The organism is Streptomyces sp. NPDC038200, assembly GCF_055600785.1.
Genome location: NZ_JBVJYH010000016.1, coordinates 131,426 through 150,758 on the forward strand (window position 1 = coordinate 131,426; position 19,333 = coordinate 150,758).

General features: G+C 73.5%; 15 protein-coding genes. 9 read left to right on the forward strand and 6 right to left on the reverse strand.

All coding sequences use genetic code 11. The features are described from left to right. Positions 1–33: 33 nt before the first annotated feature. From ACZ7KF_RS28715 to ACZ7KF_RS28730, 4 genes are all read left to right on the forward strand, one after another. The gene (locus ACZ7KF_RS28715; RefSeq protein ID WP_471081021.1) at positions 34–1,374 is read left to right on the forward strand and encodes an L-fuconate dehydratase; all 1,341 of its coding nucleotides are present in this window, start codon (positions 34–36) and stop codon (positions 1,372–1,374) included. Next, positions 1,371–2,129: an SDR family NAD(P)-dependent oxidoreductase gene (locus tag ACZ7KF_RS28720; protein ID WP_471081024.1), complete on the forward strand. Its 759-nt coding sequence runs from the start codon at positions 1,371–1,373 to the stop codon at positions 2,127–2,129. The genes ACZ7KF_RS28715 and ACZ7KF_RS28720 overlap by 4 nt, the downstream gene beginning before the upstream one ends. Continuing rightward, positions 2,126–3,094 (forward strand): aldo/keto reductase, encoded by a 969-nt coding sequence (locus ACZ7KF_RS28725; protein ID WP_471081027.1) that lies wholly within the window; start codon positions 2,126–2,128, stop codon positions 3,092–3,094. Before ACZ7KF_RS28720 ends, ACZ7KF_RS28725 begins: the two co-directional genes overlap by 4 nt. 67 nt (positions 3,095–3,161) lie before the next feature. Beyond that, the gene (locus ACZ7KF_RS28730; RefSeq protein ID WP_471081030.1) at positions 3,162–4,001 is read left to right on the forward strand and encodes an amidohydrolase family protein; all 840 of its coding nucleotides are present in this window, start codon (positions 3,162–3,164) and stop codon (positions 3,999–4,001) included. Here ACZ7KF_RS28730 and ACZ7KF_RS28735 read toward each other — a convergent pair. Further along, positions 3,989–5,410, reverse strand: a complete 1,422-nt coding sequence (locus ACZ7KF_RS28735) for a lipase maturation factor family protein (protein WP_471081033.1) — start codon at positions 5,408–5,410, stop codon at positions 3,989–3,991. The two genes, ACZ7KF_RS28730 and ACZ7KF_RS28735, sit on opposite strands and share 13 nt — an antisense overlap. Positions 5,411–5,537: 127 nt before the next feature. Between ACZ7KF_RS28735 and ACZ7KF_RS28740 the strand changes: the two genes are divergently transcribed. The 3 genes from ACZ7KF_RS28740 (at position 5,538) to ACZ7KF_RS28750 (ending at position 10,477) form a co-directional block, all read left to right on the forward strand. Beyond that, positions 5,538–7,202 carry a DUF6777 domain-containing protein gene (locus tag ACZ7KF_RS28740; protein WP_471081036.1) on the forward strand — a complete coding sequence of 555 codons (1,665 nt, stop codon included), beginning with the start codon at positions 5,538–5,540 and terminating at the stop codon, positions 7,200–7,202. A gap of 277 nt (positions 7,203–7,479) precedes the next feature. Continuing rightward, entirely contained in the window at positions 7,480–9,561 is a 2,082-nt protein-coding gene (locus ACZ7KF_RS28745; RefSeq protein ID WP_471081040.1) for a SpoIIE family protein phosphatase, read from the forward strand. A gap of 52 nt (positions 9,562–9,613) precedes the next feature. After that, entirely contained in the window at positions 9,614–10,477 is an 864-nt protein-coding gene (locus ACZ7KF_RS28750) for an Fpg/Nei family DNA glycosylase (RefSeq protein WP_471081044.1), read from the forward strand. Between the two features lie 22 nt (positions 10,478–10,499). Here ACZ7KF_RS28750 and ACZ7KF_RS28755 read toward each other — a convergent pair whose 3' ends face one another. The 3 genes from ACZ7KF_RS28755 to ACZ7KF_RS28765 all read right to left on the reverse strand — a co-directional run bounded on the left by ACZ7KF_RS28755 (position 10,500) and on the right by ACZ7KF_RS28765 (position 12,521). Then, positions 10,500–11,153: a zf-HC2 domain-containing protein gene (locus ACZ7KF_RS28755; RefSeq protein WP_471081047.1), complete on the reverse strand. Its 654-nt coding sequence runs from the start codon at positions 11,151–11,153 to the stop codon at positions 10,500–10,502. Between the two features lie 151 nt (positions 11,154–11,304). Then, positions 11,305–11,820: a hypothetical protein gene (locus ACZ7KF_RS28760; RefSeq protein ID WP_471081050.1), complete on the reverse strand. Its 516-nt coding sequence runs from the start codon at positions 11,818–11,820 to the stop codon at positions 11,305–11,307. A 152-nt stretch (positions 11,821–11,972) separates the two neighbouring features. Beyond that, entirely contained in the window at positions 11,973–12,521 is a 549-nt protein-coding gene (locus ACZ7KF_RS28765; protein ID WP_471081052.1) for a sigma-70 family RNA polymerase sigma factor, read from the reverse strand. Between the two features lie 215 nt (positions 12,522–12,736). On the opposite strand from ACZ7KF_RS28765, the gene ACZ7KF_RS28770 reads away from it, so the two are divergent. Further along, positions 12,737–13,888: a CapA family protein gene (locus ACZ7KF_RS28770; protein WP_471081055.1), complete on the forward strand. Its 1,152-nt coding sequence runs from the start codon at positions 12,737–12,739 to the stop codon at positions 13,886–13,888. Between the two features lie 11 nt (positions 13,889–13,899). Here ACZ7KF_RS28770 and ACZ7KF_RS28775 read toward each other — a convergent pair whose 3' ends face one another. Together ACZ7KF_RS28775 and ACZ7KF_RS28780 are read right to left on the reverse strand one after the other, a co-directional pair. After that, positions 13,900–15,324, reverse strand: coding sequence for an amino acid permease (locus ACZ7KF_RS28775; protein ID WP_471081058.1), 1,425 nt, complete (start codon positions 15,322–15,324; stop codon positions 13,900–13,902). Between the two features lie 164 nt (positions 15,325–15,488). Further along, complete coding sequence (locus ACZ7KF_RS28780) at positions 15,489–15,959, reverse strand: universal stress protein (protein ID WP_471081062.1); 471 nt, start codon at positions 15,957–15,959, stop codon at positions 15,489–15,491. Positions 15,960–16,049: 90 nt separating this feature from the next. Here ACZ7KF_RS28780 and lysX point away from each other — a divergent pair, with 90 nt between their 5' ends. Continuing rightward, positions 16,050–19,328 (forward strand): bifunctional lysylphosphatidylglycerol synthetase/lysine--tRNA ligase LysX, encoded by a 3,279-nt coding sequence (gene lysX / locus ACZ7KF_RS28785; RefSeq protein WP_471081066.1) that lies wholly within the window; start codon positions 16,050–16,052, stop codon positions 19,326–19,328. The last annotated feature ends 5 nt before the right edge of the window (positions 19,329–19,333 follow it).

Below are 19,333 nucleotides of genomic sequence, written 5' to 3' on the forward strand. Positions count from 1 at the left end.
GCCACCCACCGCCCCCCGACGGAAAGGACGTCCGTGTCCCAGGCCCCCGCCCGCATCACCGCGGTCGACACCCACGACATCCGCTTCCCCACCTCGCGCGAGCTGGACGGCTCCGACGCGATGAACCCGGACCCCGACTACTCGGCGGCCTACGTCGTCCTGCGCACCGATGCCGCCGACGGGACCGAGGGACACGGATTCACCTTCACCATCGGGCGGGGCAACGAGGTCCAGGTCGCCGCGATCGACGCTCTGCGGGGCCATCTGCTGGGCCGTGACGCCGACGAACTCTGCGCCGACCCCGGTTCGCTCTCCCGGGACCTGATCGCGGACAGCCAGCTGCGCTGGCTCGGCCCCGAGAAAGGCGTGATGCACATGGCGATCGGGGCCGTCGTCAACGCCGTCTGGGACCTCGCCGCCCGGCGGGCCGGCAAGCCGCTGTGGCAACTGCTGGCCGACGCCGAACCCGCATGGCTGGTCCGGCAGATCGACTTCCGGTACATCACCGACGCGCTCACCCCCGAGGAAGCCCTCGGCCTGCTCGGACGGGGGAGGGAAGGGGCCGAGGAACGCCGGGCCCGGCTGCTGGAGCGCGGCTTCCCCGCCTACACCACCTCCCCGGGCTGGCTCGGCTACGACGACGACAAGCTCGGACGGCTCGCCGCCCAGGCCGTCACCGACGGCTTCCGGCAGATCAAACTCAAGGTCGGCGCCGACCTCGCGGACGACATCCGCCGCTGCCGGGTGGCCCGCGCGGCCGTCGGACCGGACGTGCGCCTGGCGGTCGACGCCAACCAGCGCTGGAACGTGGACGAGGCGATCCGCTGGACGCGCGCCCTCGCCGAGTTCGGCCCCTACTGGATCGAGGAGCCCACCAGCCCCGACGACGTCCTCGGCCACGCCGCCATCCGTCGCGCCGTCGCACCCGTGAAGGTCGCCACCGGCGAACACGTGCACAACCGGATCGTCTTCAAGCAGATGCTCCAGGCCGGTGCCCTCGACATCGTGCAGATCGACGCCGCCCGCGTCGGCGGGGTCAACGAGAACCTGGCCATCCTGCTCCTCGCCGCCAAGTTCGGTGTCCCCGTCTGCCCGCACGCGGGCGGGGTCGGACTGTGCGAACTCGTCCAGCACCTGTCGATGTTCGACTACCTGGGCGTCTCCGGCAGCACCGAGGACCGGGTCATCGAGTACGTCGACCACCTCCACGAACACTTCGTCACCCCGGTCGTCATCCGCGACGGCCACTACACGGCACCCACCGCGCCCGGTTTCTCCGCGGCCATGCGCCCGGAGTCCATCGCGCGGTACACCTTCCCCGGCGGCACCTACTGGGCCGCCGACCCCGACATCCGGAAGGGACAGGCGGCATGAGCGAGCTCGCGGGCCTGAGGGCCCTGGTCACCGGCGGCGCCTCCGGTATCGGCCGGGCCACCGCCGACCTCCTCGCCGCCCGCGGCGCCCGGGTCGCCGTACTCGACCGGGACCCCTCCGCGGTGGCGAGACCGCTCCTCGCGCTGCGCGCCGACGTCACCGACGACACCTCGGTCGTCACGGCCGTTCGGGACGCGGCCGAGGCGCTCGGCGGACTCGACGTCCTGGTCAACAACGCGGGGATCGGCGCCCAGGGAACCGTCGAGGACAACGACGACGCCGAGTGGCGGCACGTCTTCGACGTCAACGTCCTCGGCATGGTCCGCACGGCCCGCGCCTGCCTCCCGTATCTGCGCCGCTCCCGGCACGCGGCGATCGTCAACACCTGCTCCATCGCCGCCACCGCGGGCCTGCCGCAGCGCGCCCTGTACAGCGCCACCAAGGGCGCCGTGTACTCCCTCACCCTCGCCATGGCCGCCGACCACGTCCGCGAGGGCATCCGCGTCAACTGCGTCAACCCCGGTACGGCGGACACCCCGTGGGTCGGCCGGCTGCTGGACGCCGCCCCCGACCCGGCCGCCGAACGCGCCGCCCTGGAGGCCCGCCAACCCACCGGACGGCTCGTCTCCGCCGACGAAGTCGCCGCGGCCATCGCCTACTTGGCAGGCCCCCTCGCCGGCGCCACCACCGGCACCGCCCTCGCCGTCGACGGCGGCATGCAGGGCCTGCGGCTGCGACCGGCGGCGGACCGGTGAACCACCTGGGCCGCAGCGCGGTAGAGGTCACCCCGCTCGGCTTCGGCGCCGCCGCCCTCGGCAACCTCTACACCGCCGTCAGCGACGAGCAGGCGCACGCGGCGGTCCGGGCCGCCTGGCAGCGCGGCATCCGCTACTTCGACACCGCGCCCCACTACGGCCTCGGCATGTCCGAACGGCGCCTGGGCGCCGCCCTGCGGGAGTACGACCGGGCCCGGTACACCGTCTCCACCAAGGTCGGCCGCCGCCTGGACCCGGCCGACGGCACCGGCGACGACCTGGCCGAGGGCTTCGCCGTACCCGCCACCCGGCGCCGTGTGTGGGACTTCACCGCCGACGGCGTCCGCCGCACCCTGGAGGCGAGCCTCACCCGCCTCGGCCTCGACCGCGTCGACGTCGTCTACCTCCACGACCCCGACGACCACGCCGAACAGGCCTTCCACGAGGGCTACCCGGCCCTGGAGCGGCTCCGCTCGGAGGGAGTCGTCGGCGCGATCGGGGCCGGCATGAACCAGACGGGGATGCTCACCCGGTTCGTCCGCGACACGGACGTCGACGTGGTGCTCTGCGCGGGCCGGTACACCCTGCTCGACCAGAGTGCGGCGACCGAGCTGCTGCCCGAGGCCCTGAAGCGAGGGGTGTCGGTCGTCGTCGGGGGCGTCTTCAACTCGGGCCTGCTGGCCGACCCGACGCCCCGCTCGACGTACGACTACACACGGGCACCGGGCGAGTTGCTGGACCGGGCGCTGCGCGTCAAGGCGGTCGCCGAACGCCACCGCTGCACCCTGCGGGCCGCGGCCCTGGCCTTCGGCGCCGCGCACCCGGCCGTGGCGAGCGTCCTGGCCGGTGCCCGCTCCGCCGCCGAAGTGCACGACTGCGCCAACCAGTTCGCCGCCCGGGTACCCGACGCGTTCTGGCACGAGCTGCGCGACACCGGCCTGCTGCCCCCCGAGGAGCCGTCATGAGAGTCGCCCCGCACACCGGGGACCGCGCGGGCGCGGGAGCGCCCCTGTCCGTGGCGGAGGAACTGCCGTGACCGTGGACGCCCACCACCATGTCTGGGACCTGGCCGTCCGCGACCAGGACTGGATCCGGGGTCCCGAACTCCGCCCGCTGCGACGCGACTTCACCCTCGCCGACCTCGAACCCGAGGCCCGGGCCGTCGGTGTCGACCGCACCGTCCTCGTCCAGACCGTCACGGTGCCGGAGGAGACCCCGGAGTTCCTCGCCCTGGCCGCCGAGCACGAGCTGATCGCCGGAGTGGTCGGCTGGACCGACCTCACCCGTCCCGACGTCGCCGAGGAACTGGCCCGGCTGCGCGCCCTGCCCGGCGGCTCCGCCCTGAAGGGCGTCCGGCACCAGGTGCAGAGCGAACCCGACCCCGAGTGGCTGCTGCGGCCCGACGTCCGGCGCGGTCTGGCCGCCGTGGCCGACGCCGGCCTGGTCTACGACCTCGTGGTCCTGCCCCATCAGCTCCCGGCGTGCACCCGGGCGGCCGAGGCCCTGCCGCAGCTCACCTTCGTCCTCGACCACGTGGGCAAACCACCGGTCGCCTCGGGGGCGCGCGAACCCTGGACCACGCACCTGCGCGCCCTGGCCGCCCTCCCCAACACCGTCGCCAAGCTCTCCGGCCTGGTCACCGAGGCCGGAGAGGACACCCGCACCGCCGCCGGTCTGCGTCCGTACGTGGACACCGCACTGGACGCCTTCGGACCGGACCGGCTGATGGCCGGCTCGGACTGGCCCGTGTGCACCCTTGCCATGACGTACACCGCGGTCCACGCGCTCACCCGCGAGCTGACCGCGGCACTCGGCGAGGCGGAACGCGCGGCCCTGTTCGAGGGCACCGCCAGCCGCGTCTACGACCTCTGAACCGCCCCCGCCAGCCGCGTCGGCGGCAGATACTCCCGCACGTACGCGCGCTCCCAGCACGCCCCCGTCGCCCGCAGCTCCCGCCAGCTCGTGTACCGGTACCGGAACAGGCGTGCCCGCACATAGCGGGGCGGGGTGTCCGGAGGGAAGGGGGAGCGGCGGAGCAGCTTCAGCGTGTCCCGGTCGTTCTCCAGCAGGCGTTCCACCAGGCCGCCGAACCACTCCCCGGCGTATCCGGGGGACAGTGCCGCGAACCACATCAGCCAGTCCAGGCGCAGATGGTAGGGGGCGAACTGGCGCGGCCAGTGCCGAGGATCACCGGGTTTGCCCCGGAACGCGTACTCCCGCCAGTCCGAGTCCTCGCGCGGGGTGTCGTCCAGGGTGCCTTCCACCACCACCTCGTAGCGGACCCGGCTGACGCTGCCGAACGCGCCGTACGTGTTCACCAGGTGCAGCGGGTCGAAGGAGCGGTTCATCACCTGGCGCCGGGAGATCATGTTCACCACGGGGCGGTAGCTCAGGAAGAGCAGCAGCGCGGCCACCACGAGCACCAGCACCACGTACCACAGCGGGGCCGGCGGCACGGACGGCGCCGTCGTCGGCAGCCGGAGCGCGGACAGGGCCAGCACGATGGTGATCCAGTTCAGCCAGGAGAAGTTGCCGGAGAGCACCAGCCACAGCTGGGTGACGATCATGAGGGCGGCGGCGGCCGAGGCGACCGGCTGCGGGGTGAACAGCAGGACCGGCACGACCAGCTGGGTGACATGGTTGGCGGCCACCTCCACCCGGTGCAGCGGTTGCGGCAGATGGTGGAAGAACCAGCTGAGCGGGCCCGGCATCGGCTGGGTCTCGTGGTGGTAGTACAGGCAGGTCAGCTTCCGCCAGCAGGCGTCGCCCCGCAGCTTGATCAGCCCGGCGCCGAACTCCACCCGGAACAGGATCCAGCGCAGCAGGAACAGCACGACGACCGGCGGCGCCACCTCGTCGTTGCCGAGGAACGCGGCCAGGAAACCCGTCTCCAGCAGCAGCGACTCCCACCCGAACGCGTACCACGTCTGGCCCACGTTGACGATCGACAGGTACAGCGCCCACGGCACCAGCCACAGCAGGATCCCGGCCCACAGCGGCAGCGCCGAGTCCGCCCCCGCCAGCAGGGCCGCGGACACCGCGCAACCCGCCCAGGCGCAGGCGGCGAAGAAGCGGTCGGAGTAGTGCAGGTGGAACAGGCTGGGGGCGCGCCGGAACCGCACCCGGGCCGTGAAACGGGGGATCGGCAGCATCCCGCGTTCGCCCAGCAGGGCCCGGAACTGCAGGGCCGCCGTCAGGAACGCGAACAGGTACACGGCGGCCAGCGCCCGCTGGAAGACCAGCCGGCTCAGCCAGTCGCCGGGTGCGGTGAACCAGTCCACGGCTGTGCGCGCCTTCCTGTGCGGCTACACCGGTGACGCTCGCGTCACGACGTTCCCCGAGTTGCCAGCCAAACCTGTGCGATGCCAACAATAGGGCGTAATCACCCACAGTGATGCGGAGTGTGCGGTGCGGATACCCAGCCGAACCACGGTCACGGCCTGCGCGCTCTCGGCGGTGTTCCTCGCCGCCGGCTGCGCGGGCACCGGCGTCAAACAGACCCGGGTGGGCGAGCCGGTCTACCTCCAGGCCGCCGTCGACCGGGGGCCCGACCCCTTCACCGACTCCACGGCCATGGCCACCCCCCGGCCGGAGTCACCCCGGGTCACCGCCCGGGTCCAGTCGGGCGACGTCGAGGCGCCCATGCGCGCCGCGCGCACCCTGTCCGGCACGACACCCGGCCTCTACCGGGGCACCCCGCGCGTCGCCGGCTGCGACGTCGAGCGGCACATCCGCTATCTGGCCGCGGACGAGGACAGGACCGAGGCCTTCGCCGACGCCGCCCATGTCGGCCGGGCGGCGCTTCCCGGCTATCTGCGCGGCCTGACCCCGGTCGTCCTCGGCGCCGACACGCGCGTCACCAACCACGCCTACCGCGACCACCGGGCGGCCCGCTACCAGGCCGTGCTCCAGGCCGGCACCGCCGTCCTGGTGGACGACCGGGGGGTGCCCCGGGTGCGTTGCGCCTGCGGCAATCCACTGGACACGCCCACGCCGACCCGCGGCGGGGCGGCGGCCCGCGGGACCCCGTGGTCCGGCTACCAGCCGAACCAGGTGGTCGTGGTGACCCCGGCGCCCCGGGCCGTCACCAGCATCACGCTCGTCGACGCGGAGACCCGCACCTGGATCGAGCGCAGGGTCGGCCACGACGTCCGCCAGGACCATGTCGTGACCCCGCCGGTGGGGGCCGCGATCAGCCCGAGCGCGCCCGAGCCGTCGGACCGGGCGGAGACCGGGGCGCGGGCCACCGCGACGTCCTCACCGCCGCGGCCGAGCGCGCGCGAGAGCGGCTCGGCCGCCGACCCCGACGGAACCGGCACGCCGTCGTTCCCGGCCGCCGACTCCGACGGGACCGGCACGCCGTCGTCCCCGGCCGCCCCCGCGGCACCGGACCCGCGGACCGAAGACCCGGACGGCGCCGCCGGCCTCGCGGACCGGAACACCGGGCCCGCCGAGCAGGAGCCACCGCCGTCGGCGGATCCGCCCGCGGACCCGTCCTCCCGCCGGCCCGACCCCAGCGCGGACCTGCTGGGCCGCCACCCCGACGAGTCCGACCCCGCCGCGGATCGGCCCGACGCGGACGTGGCGCGGCCCGGTCGCGTGGAGTCGCCCGACGCCGCACTCGTCCTGCCCGATCCCGGCGTGGCCCCGCCCGGCCCCGCCCCGGACACGTCCGAGGAGATCGGCCCGCCCAGCGTCCCCGAGAGCCCGGACCTCCCCGACGGCGGCGGCCTCATCCCGGACGACGGGGTCGCCTCCCTGACCGCGGCGACCCCTGACCCGCCCGCTTCCCGAGGCGCGACCCCGCCCGCTTCCCGAGGCGCGACCCCGCCCGCTTCCCGAGGTGCGGCCCCGCCCGATCCACCCGCCTCCCCGGCCGCGACCCCGCCCGATCCGTCCGCTCCCCGGGCCGCGACCACGCCCCGTCCCCCCGCTTCCCGTGCCGCCACCGTGCCCGGTACGCCGCGCTCCCGTGTCGCCGGAGCGCCCGACGCCGCCCCTCCGGCGGCTCCGTCGGCCGAGCGCGGGTTCCGCGGCACGCCCGGCCCCGCTCCCGGCGGCCCCGCCGCCTGAGCAGAAGGCGGCCACCGTCCGCACAGCCCGGTCGGCCGAGCGCAGGCCCGACCCGGCAGCCCGGGCTGCCGAGCGCAGGCCCGACCCGGCAGCCCGGTCGGCCCAGCGGAGGCCCGCCCCCGCCAGCCCGGTCGGCCCAGCCGAGGCCCTCCACGGTCCCCGCCACCCCCCGGTCGGCCCAACCGGGACCCGGTAGCGCGCGCGGCCGTCCCCTACGCCGTGCCGGTGCCCTCCGATCAAGTCGAAGAATCACCCGGATCCTGGCATGGTGGGCCACATGGCCGATCGGGGAGCGAGCGCCCTGTCTCTCCCGGAGGACTGGCCCGCACATCCGGACCCGATCCTCGCGCTCAACCGCATGGGCAGCTTCGACTGGGACCTGGACGCCGGTCTGATGGACATGGACGCCCAGGCCTTCGAGGTGTTCGACCTGCTTCCCGAGGAGTACGACGGCCGCGCGGAATCCCTGACCGTGCGGGTGCCGCCCCCGGAGGCCGCCCGGCTCGACGCGGTGGCCGCCCAGGCGATCAAGGACGGCAGCGAGAACTACGGCGCCTACTTCCGCATCCGCTGCCGCGACGGCACCCTGCGCTGGACGCACACCCAGGGGTACATCCGGCGCGACGAGTCCGGCCGCCCGCGCCGCGTCGTCGGCATCCTGCGCGACGCCACCCAGGAACTCGCCGACAGCGCGGCACGCAGCCTCCGGGCCGCCCAGGACCAGGCGTTCCGGCAGCAGACCAGCGTCGTCCAGGTCATCTCCGCCGCCCTGGCGCACGCCCGCAGCGTCCAGGACGTCATCGACGTCCTCAAGGACACCCACGGCGTCCGCCACCTGGGCGCGACCAGCCTGGTGATGGGCCTGGTGGAGGCGGGTCGGATCCGGCTGGTGGCCGAGGGCCCCGTGGGCAGCTTCGTCCCCGGCACCCGGATCACCCGGATCGACGAGCCGTACCCGATGAGCGAGGTCGTCCGCACACTCACCCCCCGGTTCATCGAGTCCCCGGGCGAGTTCGAGACCGACTACCCGATCCTCTGGCCGCACATCACCGACCTGCACATCACCTCGGCCGCCTACCTCCCGCTGATCGCGCAGGCCCGCCCGATCGGCGCGATGGGCCTCCTCTACGACGACCGGCGCGGCTTCCCGGACGAGGAGCGCGCCGTCCTGGTCGCGCTCGGCAGCAGCATCGCGCAGAGCCTCATGCGAGCCATGCTCTACGAGCAGGAGAAGGACCTCGCCCAGGGCCTCCAGCAGGCCATGCTGCCCCGCACCATCCCCAGCGTGCGCGGTGCCGACGTCGCGGTCCGCTACCGCTCGGCCGCCCTGGGCCGGGACATCGGCGGCGACTGGTACGACCTGATCCCGCTGCCCGGCGGGCGGGTCGGCGCGGTCATCGGGGACGTCCAGGGGCACGACACGCACGCGGCGGCCGTCATGGGCCAGCTGCGGATCGTGCTGCGCGCCTACGCCGCCGAGGGCCACACCCCGGCCACGGTGATGGCCCGCGCCTCCGTCTTCCTCCACGAACTCGACACCGACCGGTTCGCCACCTGCCTGTACGCCGAGGCCGACCTGGCGACCGGAGTCGTCCAGGTGGTCCGTGCCGGGCACATCGACCCGCTGATCCGCGACAGCGACGGCAGCTGTGCCCGGATCCCCGTCGAGGGCGGGCTGCCGCTCGGCCTGTCCGCCGAGTTCGGCCGGCTGGAGTACCCCGTCGCCACTCTCGAACTCGACCCCGGCCACACCCTGCTGCTGTGCACCGACGGACTGGTCGAGCAGCCCGGCGCCGACCTGGACGACGGCATGGGCGGCCTGGTGGCGGTCGTCCGCGAGGGCCCGCACGAGGTGCGCGACCTCGCCGACCGTCTGATCCAGCTGGCCGAGGCACGGGGCGGCGACGACGACGTGGCCCTGCTCCTGCTGCGCCGCCGCGCCCGGGAGGCCACACGCACCGGCGGGCGGCTCCAGCAGCATGTGGCGCCCGGCGACCCGGAGGCTCTCGCCCAGGCCCGGCACATGATCCGCGCCGCGGTCCGTGCCTGGGGCGCCCGCGAGCAGGCCGACGAGATCGAACTGGTCGCCGACGAGCTGGTCACCAACGCCCTGCTGCACACCGAGGGGCCCGCGATCGTCACCCTGCGGGTCCTGGAGAGCACCGACCGCAGGCTGCGCATCGAGGTCGAGGACTCCTCCAGCGCCCTGCCGCGGCGCCGCGACGCGGGGGAGAACGGCGTCTCCGGCCGGGGCCTGCTCCTGGTCGACCGGCTCGCCGACAGCTGGGGCGTGGAGGCGCGGGGCGGCGGCAAGGCGGTGTGGTGCGAGTTCCGGCTGCCGCGGCCCGGGGACGGCTGAGGGCCCCGCCGGTCCGCCGGTGGCCGCCGGGACCGGATGGCACCCTGGACGTATGCCGGAACTGCCCGAGGTAGAAGCGCTGACGGACTTCCTCACCGAGCACCTGGTCGGACTGCGGGTGGTCCGGGTGCTGCCCGTGGCCGTCAGCGTCCTGAAGACGTACGACCCTCCGATCACCGCCCTGGAGGGTGCCGGGGTGACGGCCGTGCGCCGGCACGGCAAGTTCCTGGACATCGGGACGGACGGCGGGCTGCACCTGGTGACCCATCTGGCCCGCGCGGGCTGGCTCCAGTGGCGGGACCGGCTGCCGGACGGCCCGCCGAAGCCCGGCAAGGGCCCGCTCGCGCTGCGCGTGGCGCTGGAGACGGGTGAGGGCTTCGACCTGACCGAGGCAGGCACCCAGAAGCGTCTCGCCGTGTACGTCGTCCGCGACCCGCGGGAGGTGCCGGGGGTCGCCCGGCTCGGCCCGGATCCGCTCGCCGGCGACTTCGACGAGGACCGGTTCGCCGCCCTGCTGAAGAACGAGCGGCGACAGCTGAAGGGCGCCCTGCGGGACCAGTCGCTGATCGCGGGCGTCGGGAACGCCTACAGCGACGAGATCCTGCACGCGGCGAGGATGTCCCCGTTCAAGCTCGCCGGCTCCCTGAGCCCGCAGGAGATCCACCGCCTGTACGAGGCGCTGCGCACGACGCTCACCGAGGCGGTCGAGCGTTCCCGGGGGGTGGCGGCCGGCCGGCTGAAGGCGGAGAAGAAGAGCGGCCTGCGCGTCCACGGCCGGACCGGCGAACCCTGCCCGGTGTGCGGCGACACCGTCCGAGAGGTCTCCTTCAGCGACTCCTCGCTCCAGTACTGCCCGACCTGCCAGACGGGCGGCAAGCCCCTGGCCGACCGCAGGCTGTCGCGGCTGCTGAAGTGAGCCGGGAGGCGCCCCGGTCCGGTCAGCGTGCCTCCAGCGTGACGAGCCGCTTTCCCTCGTCCGTGCGGACCTCGTAGCGCAGGATCTGGTCCGGGTGCAGCGCGGCGGCACCCATCGTGGTGGTGGGGCGGGTGCCGTCTCCGGCGTTGGTCCAGCCGGCGACCACCTGTTCGGTGCCGTCGTCGCCGACCGCGACCAGCCGGCAGGTGTGCCGCCCGGAACCGTCCTTGACCTCCAGCCGCAGGCCGCTGCCCCACTCCTGGTCCTCGGAGGTGACCCGTGCCCACACCCCGGTGTGCGGATCGGTCGCCGCGGCGACGTGCGCGGTCTGCTCCCCGTGTCCGGCGAAGGCCACGATCCCGGGACCGGCCACGGCCAGCACCACCGAGGCGGCCAGGCCGTACAGCAGCCGGCGGCGTCGCGCCCGGCGCCGGTGCGTCAGCTCGCCGAGCAGCCGGTCCAGCAGCCGGGGGCCGGGCTGTGCCATGGGGGGCACGAAGCGCGGCGTGGCCCGGCGGTACAACATCAACTGCCGGGCCGCGGGCCCGAACTCGGTCACGTGTGCCGCGCACCGGGGGCACTCCATGAGGTGGTCCTCGAAGCGGAAGGCCTCCGCCTCGTCCAGCACGCCGAGCGCGTACGCGCCGACGTCGCGATGCCTTTCCAGGGACCTCATGCCGAATCCTCGTGCCGATGGGTGCGGGTGGGGTTACTCCTTGCTCCCACCCGTACGCAGCCGACGCCCGAATCACTCAAGCCGCGCACAGAATCCCGGACAAGAGATTCGGAGCGGTCCGGCCCGCGGATTGGTGTGAATTCCAGAAGATTCAGAAGAGGTGGATCGCCAGGTGCCCGAGCGGCAGCCCGAGCCGCCAGGCCGGGGTCCACACCTTCGGCCCCTCGTCCTCCCCGAACACCGCCCCGCCGCCCGGTACCGCGTCCAGGTCCGGCGCGAGCAGCTCGGTCTCCTCCAGCCAGCGCCAGGCGTCCGCCGCCAGCGCCAGGTCGGGGGAGGGGGCGCCGGAGGCCGCCGCCCGCTCGGTCAGCTCGGCCATCCGCGCCCGCACCCAGTCCTGCCACGGCTGGTCGTAGGCGGTCAGCGACAGCCAGTTCTCCAGCTGGGAGATCACCCGGATGCCGGACAGCTCCCCGTCGGTGTCGGAGAGGAAGACGGTCAGCGCCAGCGCGTCCCGGCCCGCCCGGAACTCGAAGGACGTCGGCGGCATCAGATCGCCGGTGCGCAGCAGCTCGTCGGCGATGTACTCGGCGTACAACCACGCCATGGGGACGGCCAGTTCACCGCCGCCGGTGCCGTCCGTGCTCTCGTGACCTCTGTGCAGCATCCCTTCCTGCCCTTCCTCCGGTACGTGCGCGTCGCCCGAGCCCTTCGGGGCCGCGCGGCCCCTGCCCGCCCGGAACGCGGATGAGGACAGCCCATTGCCCGAACGGGGGTTACAGCAAGGCGCTTTACCGAGGCTTGACCCGGCCTCCGGTTTCACCGCAGGTCGGCCGTATAACCCGGGAGGACCCGGCGCAGGGCGCGCAGCGCGTAGTACGCGCGGGATTTCACGGTACCCGGCGGAATCCCCAGGGTCTGAGCCGCTTCCGCCACGCTGGCCCCGAGGAAGTACACGAGTACCAGCACGTCACGGTGGTCCGGCGTGAGTGTCTTCACAGCCTCCCGGACGTCGAGCATCGCCGCGGACCGCTCGGCGTGATCGGCGGTCACCCGCGCGTTCTCCGGGACCGCGTCACCGATCTCGGGGGGCCGCGCCTGCCGGGCCCGCCGCGCGTCGATCGCGAGCCGCCGGGCCACGGTGAGCAGCCAGGGCCGTACGGAGTCGAAGTCCTCGGCGTGCAGCGCCTCCGGGTGCTGCCAGGCGCGCACCAGGGTCTCCTGGACGAGATCCTCGGCGCGCTGCCGGTCGCCGTCGCAGAGCCTGAGCAGCAGGGCGAACAGGGGGCCGCCGTGTTCGCGCTGGAGCGCGGCCAGCTCGTGCTCGGCGGTCGTCGTCCCGTGGGTGAGTGAGGTTCCGGCCGTCATGGCGGTATGGCAGCGCAGGACGCGGCCGGCGGACAGGGTGCGGACCCGGTCGTGCGACGGACGGTCGATCGCGTCGGCGAACGGTCGGACGAGCGGTCCGCGAGGCACCGGACGGGTTAATGACGCCGCCCGTCCTGTTTATCCGGCTCATCAGATTCATACCCATATGCCCGTCACGGCTTCGTCTGTATATACGACAATCTTGGGGTGAGCTGATGATCGGACGCAGGCAGCAGGTGGCTCTCGTCCTGACCGCCGTTCTCGCGGCCGGGGCCGCCTGCCGGAACCAGCAGCGGGAGGAGCCCGGCGCACAGGGGCACGCGGCGCCCTCGGCGGGCGGCGGTTTCACCCTCGTCGCCTCCGGAGACGTCCTGCCGCACACCTCCGTCATCGAGCGGGCCTCCTACGACGCCGACGGCAACGGCTACGACTTCCGCCCCATGCTCGGCGGCGTCCAGCCCGTCGTCGCCGGCGCCGACCTGGCGCTGTGTCACATGGAGACCGTCTACGGCGCGGACGGCGACTACGCCGGCTACCCCGTCTTCAAGTCCCCGCCACAGATCGCCGGGGCCCTCGCCGCGACCGGCTACGACGGGTGCTCCACCGCCTCCAACCACGCCCTGGACGACGGCGCCGCCGGCATCCGGCGCACCCTCGACGCCATGGACGAGGCCGGCCTGCGGCACGCCGGCACGGCCCGCAGCGAGGCCGAGGCCCGGCTGCTGACGCTCTTCCGGGCGGGCCGGGCCAAGGTCGCCCATCTGTCGTACACCTTCGGCACCAACGACCACCCGCTGCCGGACGGACAGCCCTGGGCGGTCAACCTGATGGACGCCGACCGGATGGTCGCCGACGCCCGCGCGGCCCGGCGGGGCGGCGCCGACGTGGTCGTGGTCTCCGTGCACTGGGGCACCGAATGGCAGGACGAACCCGACCGGACGCAGCTCACCCTCGCCCAGCAGCTCACCGCCTCGGCCACGGACGGCCACCCCGACATCGACCTGATCCTCGGCACCCACGCGCACGTCCCGCAGGCGTACGAGAAGGTCAACGGCACCTGGGTGGTCTACGGGATGGGCGACCAGATCGCCGGCGAGATGTACAACGGCGAGGGAGTCCAGGACCCGCGCGGCAACCAGTCCACCCTCGGCCGCTTCACCTTCGCTCCGCCGGCCGGTCCGGGCGAGCCCTGGCGGGTGACCAGGGCCGAGTTCATCCCGCAGCTGTACGACCTGGACGCCGGCCGGGTCGTCGACCTCAACAGGGCCATCGCCCAGGGGGCCGGACTGGAGGCGGTCCGCGACCGGATCAGGAACGTGGTCCTCAGCCGCGGGGCCGCCGAGGACGGCCTGGTCATGGCGGAGTGATCAGCTCCGGCTCACTCGGCGGGCCGCCGTCCGGCCAGCTCGGACCGCTTGTAGGAATAGCCGAAGTAGATCACGCAGCCGATCAGGAACCACACCGCGAACCGCAGCCAGGTCTGCCACTGGAGGAACGTGATCAGCCAGATCGAGAACAGGACACCCAGCGCGGGCACGAACGGCATCCACGGCGTGCGGAAGGTGCGCGGCAGGTCGGGCTGCCGGTAACGCAGCACGATCACCGCCACGCACACCACGACGAACGCCAGCAGGATGCCGATGTTGGTCAGCTCGGCCGCCTCGCCGATCGGCAGGAAGCCGGCGATGAGGGCCGAGGCCACCCCGACGATCCAGGTCACCCGGGTCGGCACGTGCCGCGTCGGATGCGTCTTGGCGAACCACTTGGGCAGCAGCCCGTCACGGGACATCGAGAACCACACCCGGGTCACGCCCAGCATGAACGTGAACATCACGGTGAGGATGCCGATGATCGCGCCGACCGCGATCACGTCCGCGAGCCGGTCCAGACCCACCGACTTGAACGCCGAGGAGAAGCCGCTCTCGGGGTCGATGTCCTTGTAGTTCTGCATGCCCGTCAGCACCAGACAGGCCGCGACGTACAGCACCATCGAGATCGCCAGCGAGTAGATGATCGCCTTCGGCATGTGCCGCTGCGCGTCCTTCGACTCCTCGGCCGCGGTCGACATGGCGTCGTAGCCGAACACGGCGAAGAACACCGTCGCCGCGCCGGTGAACGCGCCGCCGATGCCGAACGGGAAGAACGGGTGGTAGTTGGCCGTGTGGATGTGGAACACACCCACCCCGATCACCACCAGCACCACGATCACCTTGAGTGCCACCACGAACGTCTCGAAGCGGGCGGCGCTGCGCATGCCCAGGTTGAGCAGCCAGGCGATGAGCAGGCACAGCACGACCGCGAACAGGTCGACCCGGTGCCCCGCGCCCGTCCCGGGCGCCCCGAGCATCCACGAGGGCAGCTGTGCGCCCAGGTCCTGGACCAGGAAGCCGAAGTAGCCGGAGATCCCGATCGCCACCACGGCCACGATCGCCGTGTACTCCAGCAGCAGGTCCCAGCCGATGAACCAGCCCGCGAACTCGCCCAGCACCGCGTAGCCGTACGTGTACGCCGACCCCGCCTTCGGGATCAGCCCCGCGAACTCGGCGTACGACAGCGCGGCGCAGGCGCTGGCGACACCGGCGACCAGGAACGACACCAGTACCGCCGGTCCGGCCTTGCCGTTCGCCACCGTGCCCGCCAGCGTGAAGATGCCCGCACCGATGATGCCGCCCACGCCGATCGCGGTCAGCTGCCACAGGCCCAGCGACTTGTCCAGCCTGGTGCCCTCGGTGACCTCGGTCTCCTCGATGTGCTCAATGGGTTTGCGGCGGAGAATCCCCTCACCCGCACGGAGCCTGTTCACAAGCCTCACCTCTTCACCGTCGGCAAACGGCTGACGGCGGATCATGATGGCTCAGCGAGGCGCCGCAGGGAAGACGCCACGCACGGCCCCGGCCGGTGTCCGCCTCCGGCCGGTCCCGGCGGCCGACGACGGGGCGGGCCCGCGGCGCGGCCGGCCACGGCGCCCTACGGCACGACCGTCACCGGCCAGCGTCCCGCCTTCACCAGCCGCACCGCCACCGAGCCGATGATCCGGTGCCCGGCCTGCTCCGAGGCACCCACCACCACCGCGTCCGCCTTCAGCTCGTCCGCCGCCCTCACCAGGCCGTTGTAGGGGTCGCCGCGGAAGGTGTGGAACTCCCAGCGCACCTCGAATATCCCCTTGACCCGTTCGGCGGCCTCCCGGATCTGCGCGATCAGATCCTCGGCGATCTCGTCGGTCGTCTCGGCCACCGGCGCCCCGAGCGCCGCGCCCGCCGCGAGCACCGGCTGCACGTACACCACGGCCAGCAGCGCGTGCTGCCGCCGGGCCAGACCGCCCGCGTACGCGGCGGCACGCAGCGAGGAGTCGGAGCCGTCCACCCCGACGACGATGACCTTCGGCCCGTCCGTTCCCCGCTCGAACGTGTGCGAGCGATGTCCGTGCTGTTCCGTCACGGACCGAGGCTATCGGAATCAGCAGTTCCAGCCCACGCGCGGGCCCCGCTCGACGGGCGGGGCGCCCCGGCCCTTCCTAGAGTCGGAACCATGACCGCCACCGCGGAGCCGGCCGCCCGCAGAGGCGCCGGCGGTCCGACACGCCCGCCCGCCGTCCGGCGCCTCGGCTGGGTCCCGGAGGCCTTCGCCACCCTGTTCGCCGCGCTCGGCCTGCTGTGCGCCCTGCTCGCGATCATCGCCCCGCTGCGCGGCCCCCTCCGCCCGGTCGTCCGCACCCTCGACCTGCTGCTGGTGCCCATCAGCGCCAACCTCGCCTACGCCGTCTTCCTGTTCCTGCTGGCCGGCGCCACCGCAGCCCGCAAGAAGATCGCCTGGTGGCTGGTCGTCGTCTATCTCGGCCTGCTCGTCCTCTCCGACGTGCTCGGCGTCGCCGTCGGCCTGTACGCCGCGTCGCTGCCCTCCCTGGTGCTGTGCGCGCTGCTGCTGCTCCTGCTGGTGGTGGCCCGGAGGGAGTTCTACGCCGCCTCCCGCCGGGGCGCCGTGTGGCGGGCGCTCGCCGTGCTGATGGCCGGGCTGGCCGTGGCGATCCTGCTCGGCTGGGGCCTGCTGCTGCTCTTCCCGGGCAGCCTCCCGGCGGCCCAGCACCTGGCCTGGGCGGCCGACCGGGTGTGCGGCGGACTGGTCTCCGGCAGCGCCTTCACCGGTCGCCCGCCGCGCCGGATCACCTTCGTGCTGGGCCTGCTCGGTGCCCTCGCCCTCCTCAACGCCGCCGCCACGCTGTTCCGTTCGCAGCGCCTGGAAGCCGCCCTGCACGGCGACGAGGAGACCCGCATCCGCGCCCTGCTGAAGGCGTACGGCGCGCGGGACTCCCTCGGCTACTTCGCCACCCGGCGCGACAAGGCCGTCGTCTTCTCGCCCAGCGGCAAGGCCGCCGTCACCTACCGGGTCGAGGCCGGCGTGTGCCTGGCCAGCGGCGACCCCGTCGGCGACCCGGAGGCATGGCCGCACGCCATCGACGCCTGGCTGGACACCGCCCGCCGGCACGCCTGGGCGCCCGCCGTGATGGGCGCCTCCGAGGACGGCGCCCGCGCCTACGCCCGCGCCGGCCTCGGCGCCCTCCAGCTCGGCGACGAGGCCGTCGTGCACGTGGCCTCCTTCGACCTGGGCGGCCGGGACATGCGCGTCACCCGGCAGGCCGTGCACCGGGTCCGCCGCAGCGGAGCCGTCTGCCGCGTCCGCCGGCACGCCGCCCTCACCGAACGCGAGATGGAGGAGATCGTCGACAAGGCCGACGCCTGGCGGGACACCGAGACCGAGCGCGGCTTCTCCATGGCCCTGGACCGGCTCGGCGACCCCGCCGACGGCGACTGCCTCCTCGTGGAGGCCCTCGGCGAGGACGGCCGGCTGCTCGCGTTGCTCTCCTTCGTGCCCTGGGGCGGCGACGGCGTATCCCTGGACCTGATGCGCCGTGACCGGACCGCCCCCAACGGTGTGATGGAGTTCATGGCCGCCGAACTGTGCGCCGCGGCACCCAAGCTGGGCGTGCGCCGGATCTCCCTGAACTTCGCGGTCTTCCGGTCGGTCTTCGAGGAGGGCGCCCGCATCGGCGCCGGGCCGGTCCTGCGGCTCTGGCGCCGCCTGCTGCTGTTCTTCTCCCGCTGGTGGCAGCTGGAGGCCCTGTACCGCTCCAACGCCAAGTACCACCCCGAGTGGTACCCACGCTTCATCTGCTACGGCGACACCGCCTCCCTCGCCCGCATCGGACTCGCCTCCGGTATCGCCGAAGGCTTCGTCTCCGTACCGTCGTTGCGCAAACTGTGGGGAAAGGGGCACTCGAAGACCGGGCAGCGGGCCGCCGTCCCGGCGGACCTGCCGTCCCGGCCGGTGCTCGGCCCCGACGGAGGGGACGAGGCCGGGCCCGCCGCCCCGGACGCGGGCCTGCCCGACCAGGTCCGCGTCCGGTACCGCACCCTCGACCGGCTGCGCGCCCGCGGCACCGACCCCTATCCCGTGGGGGTCCCCGCACCCACCCACGCCCTCGCCGACGTACCACCGGGCGAGGACGTCAGGGTCGCCGGACGCGTGATGCTGGTCCGCGACTTCGGCGGCATCGTCTTCGCCGTGCTCCGCGACTGGTCCGGCGACCACCAGATCGCCTTCACCCGCGAGGGCTCCGGTCCGCGGCTCGACCGCTTCACCGCCGACGCCGACATCGGCGACCACATCACCGTCACCGGCCGTGCCCGGTCCAGCGACCGGGGCGAACCCACCGTCTTCGTCACCTCCTGGCAGCTCACCGGGAAGTGCCTGCACCCGCTGCCCGACAAGCGGCGCGGCCTCGCCGACCCCGAGGCCAAGGTCCGCCGCCGCTATCTGGACCTCATCTCCGGCCCCGACGCCCGGGCCGTGATCCGCGCCCGCTCCGCCGCCGTGCAGGCCCTGCGCCAGGGCCTGCTGGACCGTGGCTACCTGGAGGTCGAGACCCCGATGCTCCAGCAGATCCACGGCGGCGCCAACGCCCGCCCCTTCACCACCCACATCAACGCCTACGACCTCGACCTGTACCTGCGTATCGCCCCCGAGCTGTATCTGAAGCGGCTGTGCGTCGGCGGCCTGGAGAAGGTCTTCGAGCTGGGCCGCACCTTCCGCAACGAAGGCGTCTCCCACAAGCACAACCCCGAGTTCACGATGCTGGAGGCCTACCAGGCCCACGCCGACTACGACGTCATGCTCGACCTCGCCCGCGAACTGATCCAGGGCGCCGCCATCGCCGCCTTCGGCGCCCCGGTGGCCCGCAAGGACGGCGAGGAGCACGACATCTCCGGGACCTGGCCGGTCAAGACCGTGTACGGGGCGCTCTCCGAGGCGCTCGGGGAGGAGATCGGCCCCGGCACCGAACTGCTGCGGCTGCACCGGCTGTGCGACCGCACCGGGGTGCCGTACACCGCCGACGACGGTCCCGGCGACGTCGTACTGGAGATGTACGAGCGGCTGGTCGAGCACCGGACCGGAGCGCCCACCTTCTACAAGGACTTCCCGGCCGACGTCTCCCCGCTCACCCGGCAGCACCGCGCCGACCCCCGGCTCGCCGAACGCTGGGACCTCGTCGCCTTCGGCACCGAACTCGGGACGGCCTACTCGGAGCTGACCGACCCCGTCGAACAGCGCCGCCGGCTCACCGAGCAGTCGCTGCTGGCCGCCGGCGGCGACCCGGAGGCCATGGAACTGGACGAGGACTTCCTCCAGGCCCTCTCCTACGCCATGCCCCCGACCGGCGGCCTCGGCCTCGGCGTCGACCGGCTCGTCATGTTCCTCACCGGCCTGACGATCCGTGAGACGCTCCCGTTCCCGCTCGTGCGCCGCCGTTGAGCGGA

What these genes read in the sequence shown, in the direction of transcription:
- ACZ7KF_RS28720 (WP_471081024.1), top strand. Translation starts at nt 1,371, where the DNA reads ATGAGCGAGCTCGCGGGCCTGAGGGCCCTGGTCACCGGCGGCGCCTCC.
- ACZ7KF_RS28745 (WP_471081040.1), top strand. Translation starts at nt 7,480, where the DNA reads ATGGCCGATCGGGGAGCGAGCGCCCTGTCTCTCCCGGAGGACTGGCCC.
- ACZ7KF_RS28750 (WP_471081044.1), top strand. Translation starts at nt 9,614, where the DNA reads ATGCCGGAACTGCCCGAGGTAGAAGCGCTGACGGACTTCCTCACCGAG.
- ACZ7KF_RS28755 (WP_471081047.1), bottom strand. Translation starts at nt 11,153, where the DNA reads ATGAGGTCCCTGGAAAGGCATCGCGACGTCGGCGCGTACGCGCTCGGC.
- ACZ7KF_RS28760 (WP_471081050.1), bottom strand. Translation starts at nt 11,820, where the DNA reads ATGCTGCACAGAGGTCACGAGAGCACGGACGGCACCGGCGGCGGTGAA.
- ACZ7KF_RS28765 (WP_471081052.1), bottom strand. Translation starts at nt 12,521, where the DNA reads ATGACGGCCGGAACCTCACTCACCCACGGGACGACGACCGCCGAGCAC.
- ACZ7KF_RS28770 (WP_471081055.1), top strand. Translation starts at nt 12,737, where the DNA reads ATGATCGGACGCAGGCAGCAGGTGGCTCTCGTCCTGACCGCCGTTCTC.
- lysX (WP_471081066.1), top strand. Translation starts at nt 16,050, where the DNA reads ATGACCGCCACCGCGGAGCCGGCCGCCCGCAGAGGCGCCGGCGGTCCG.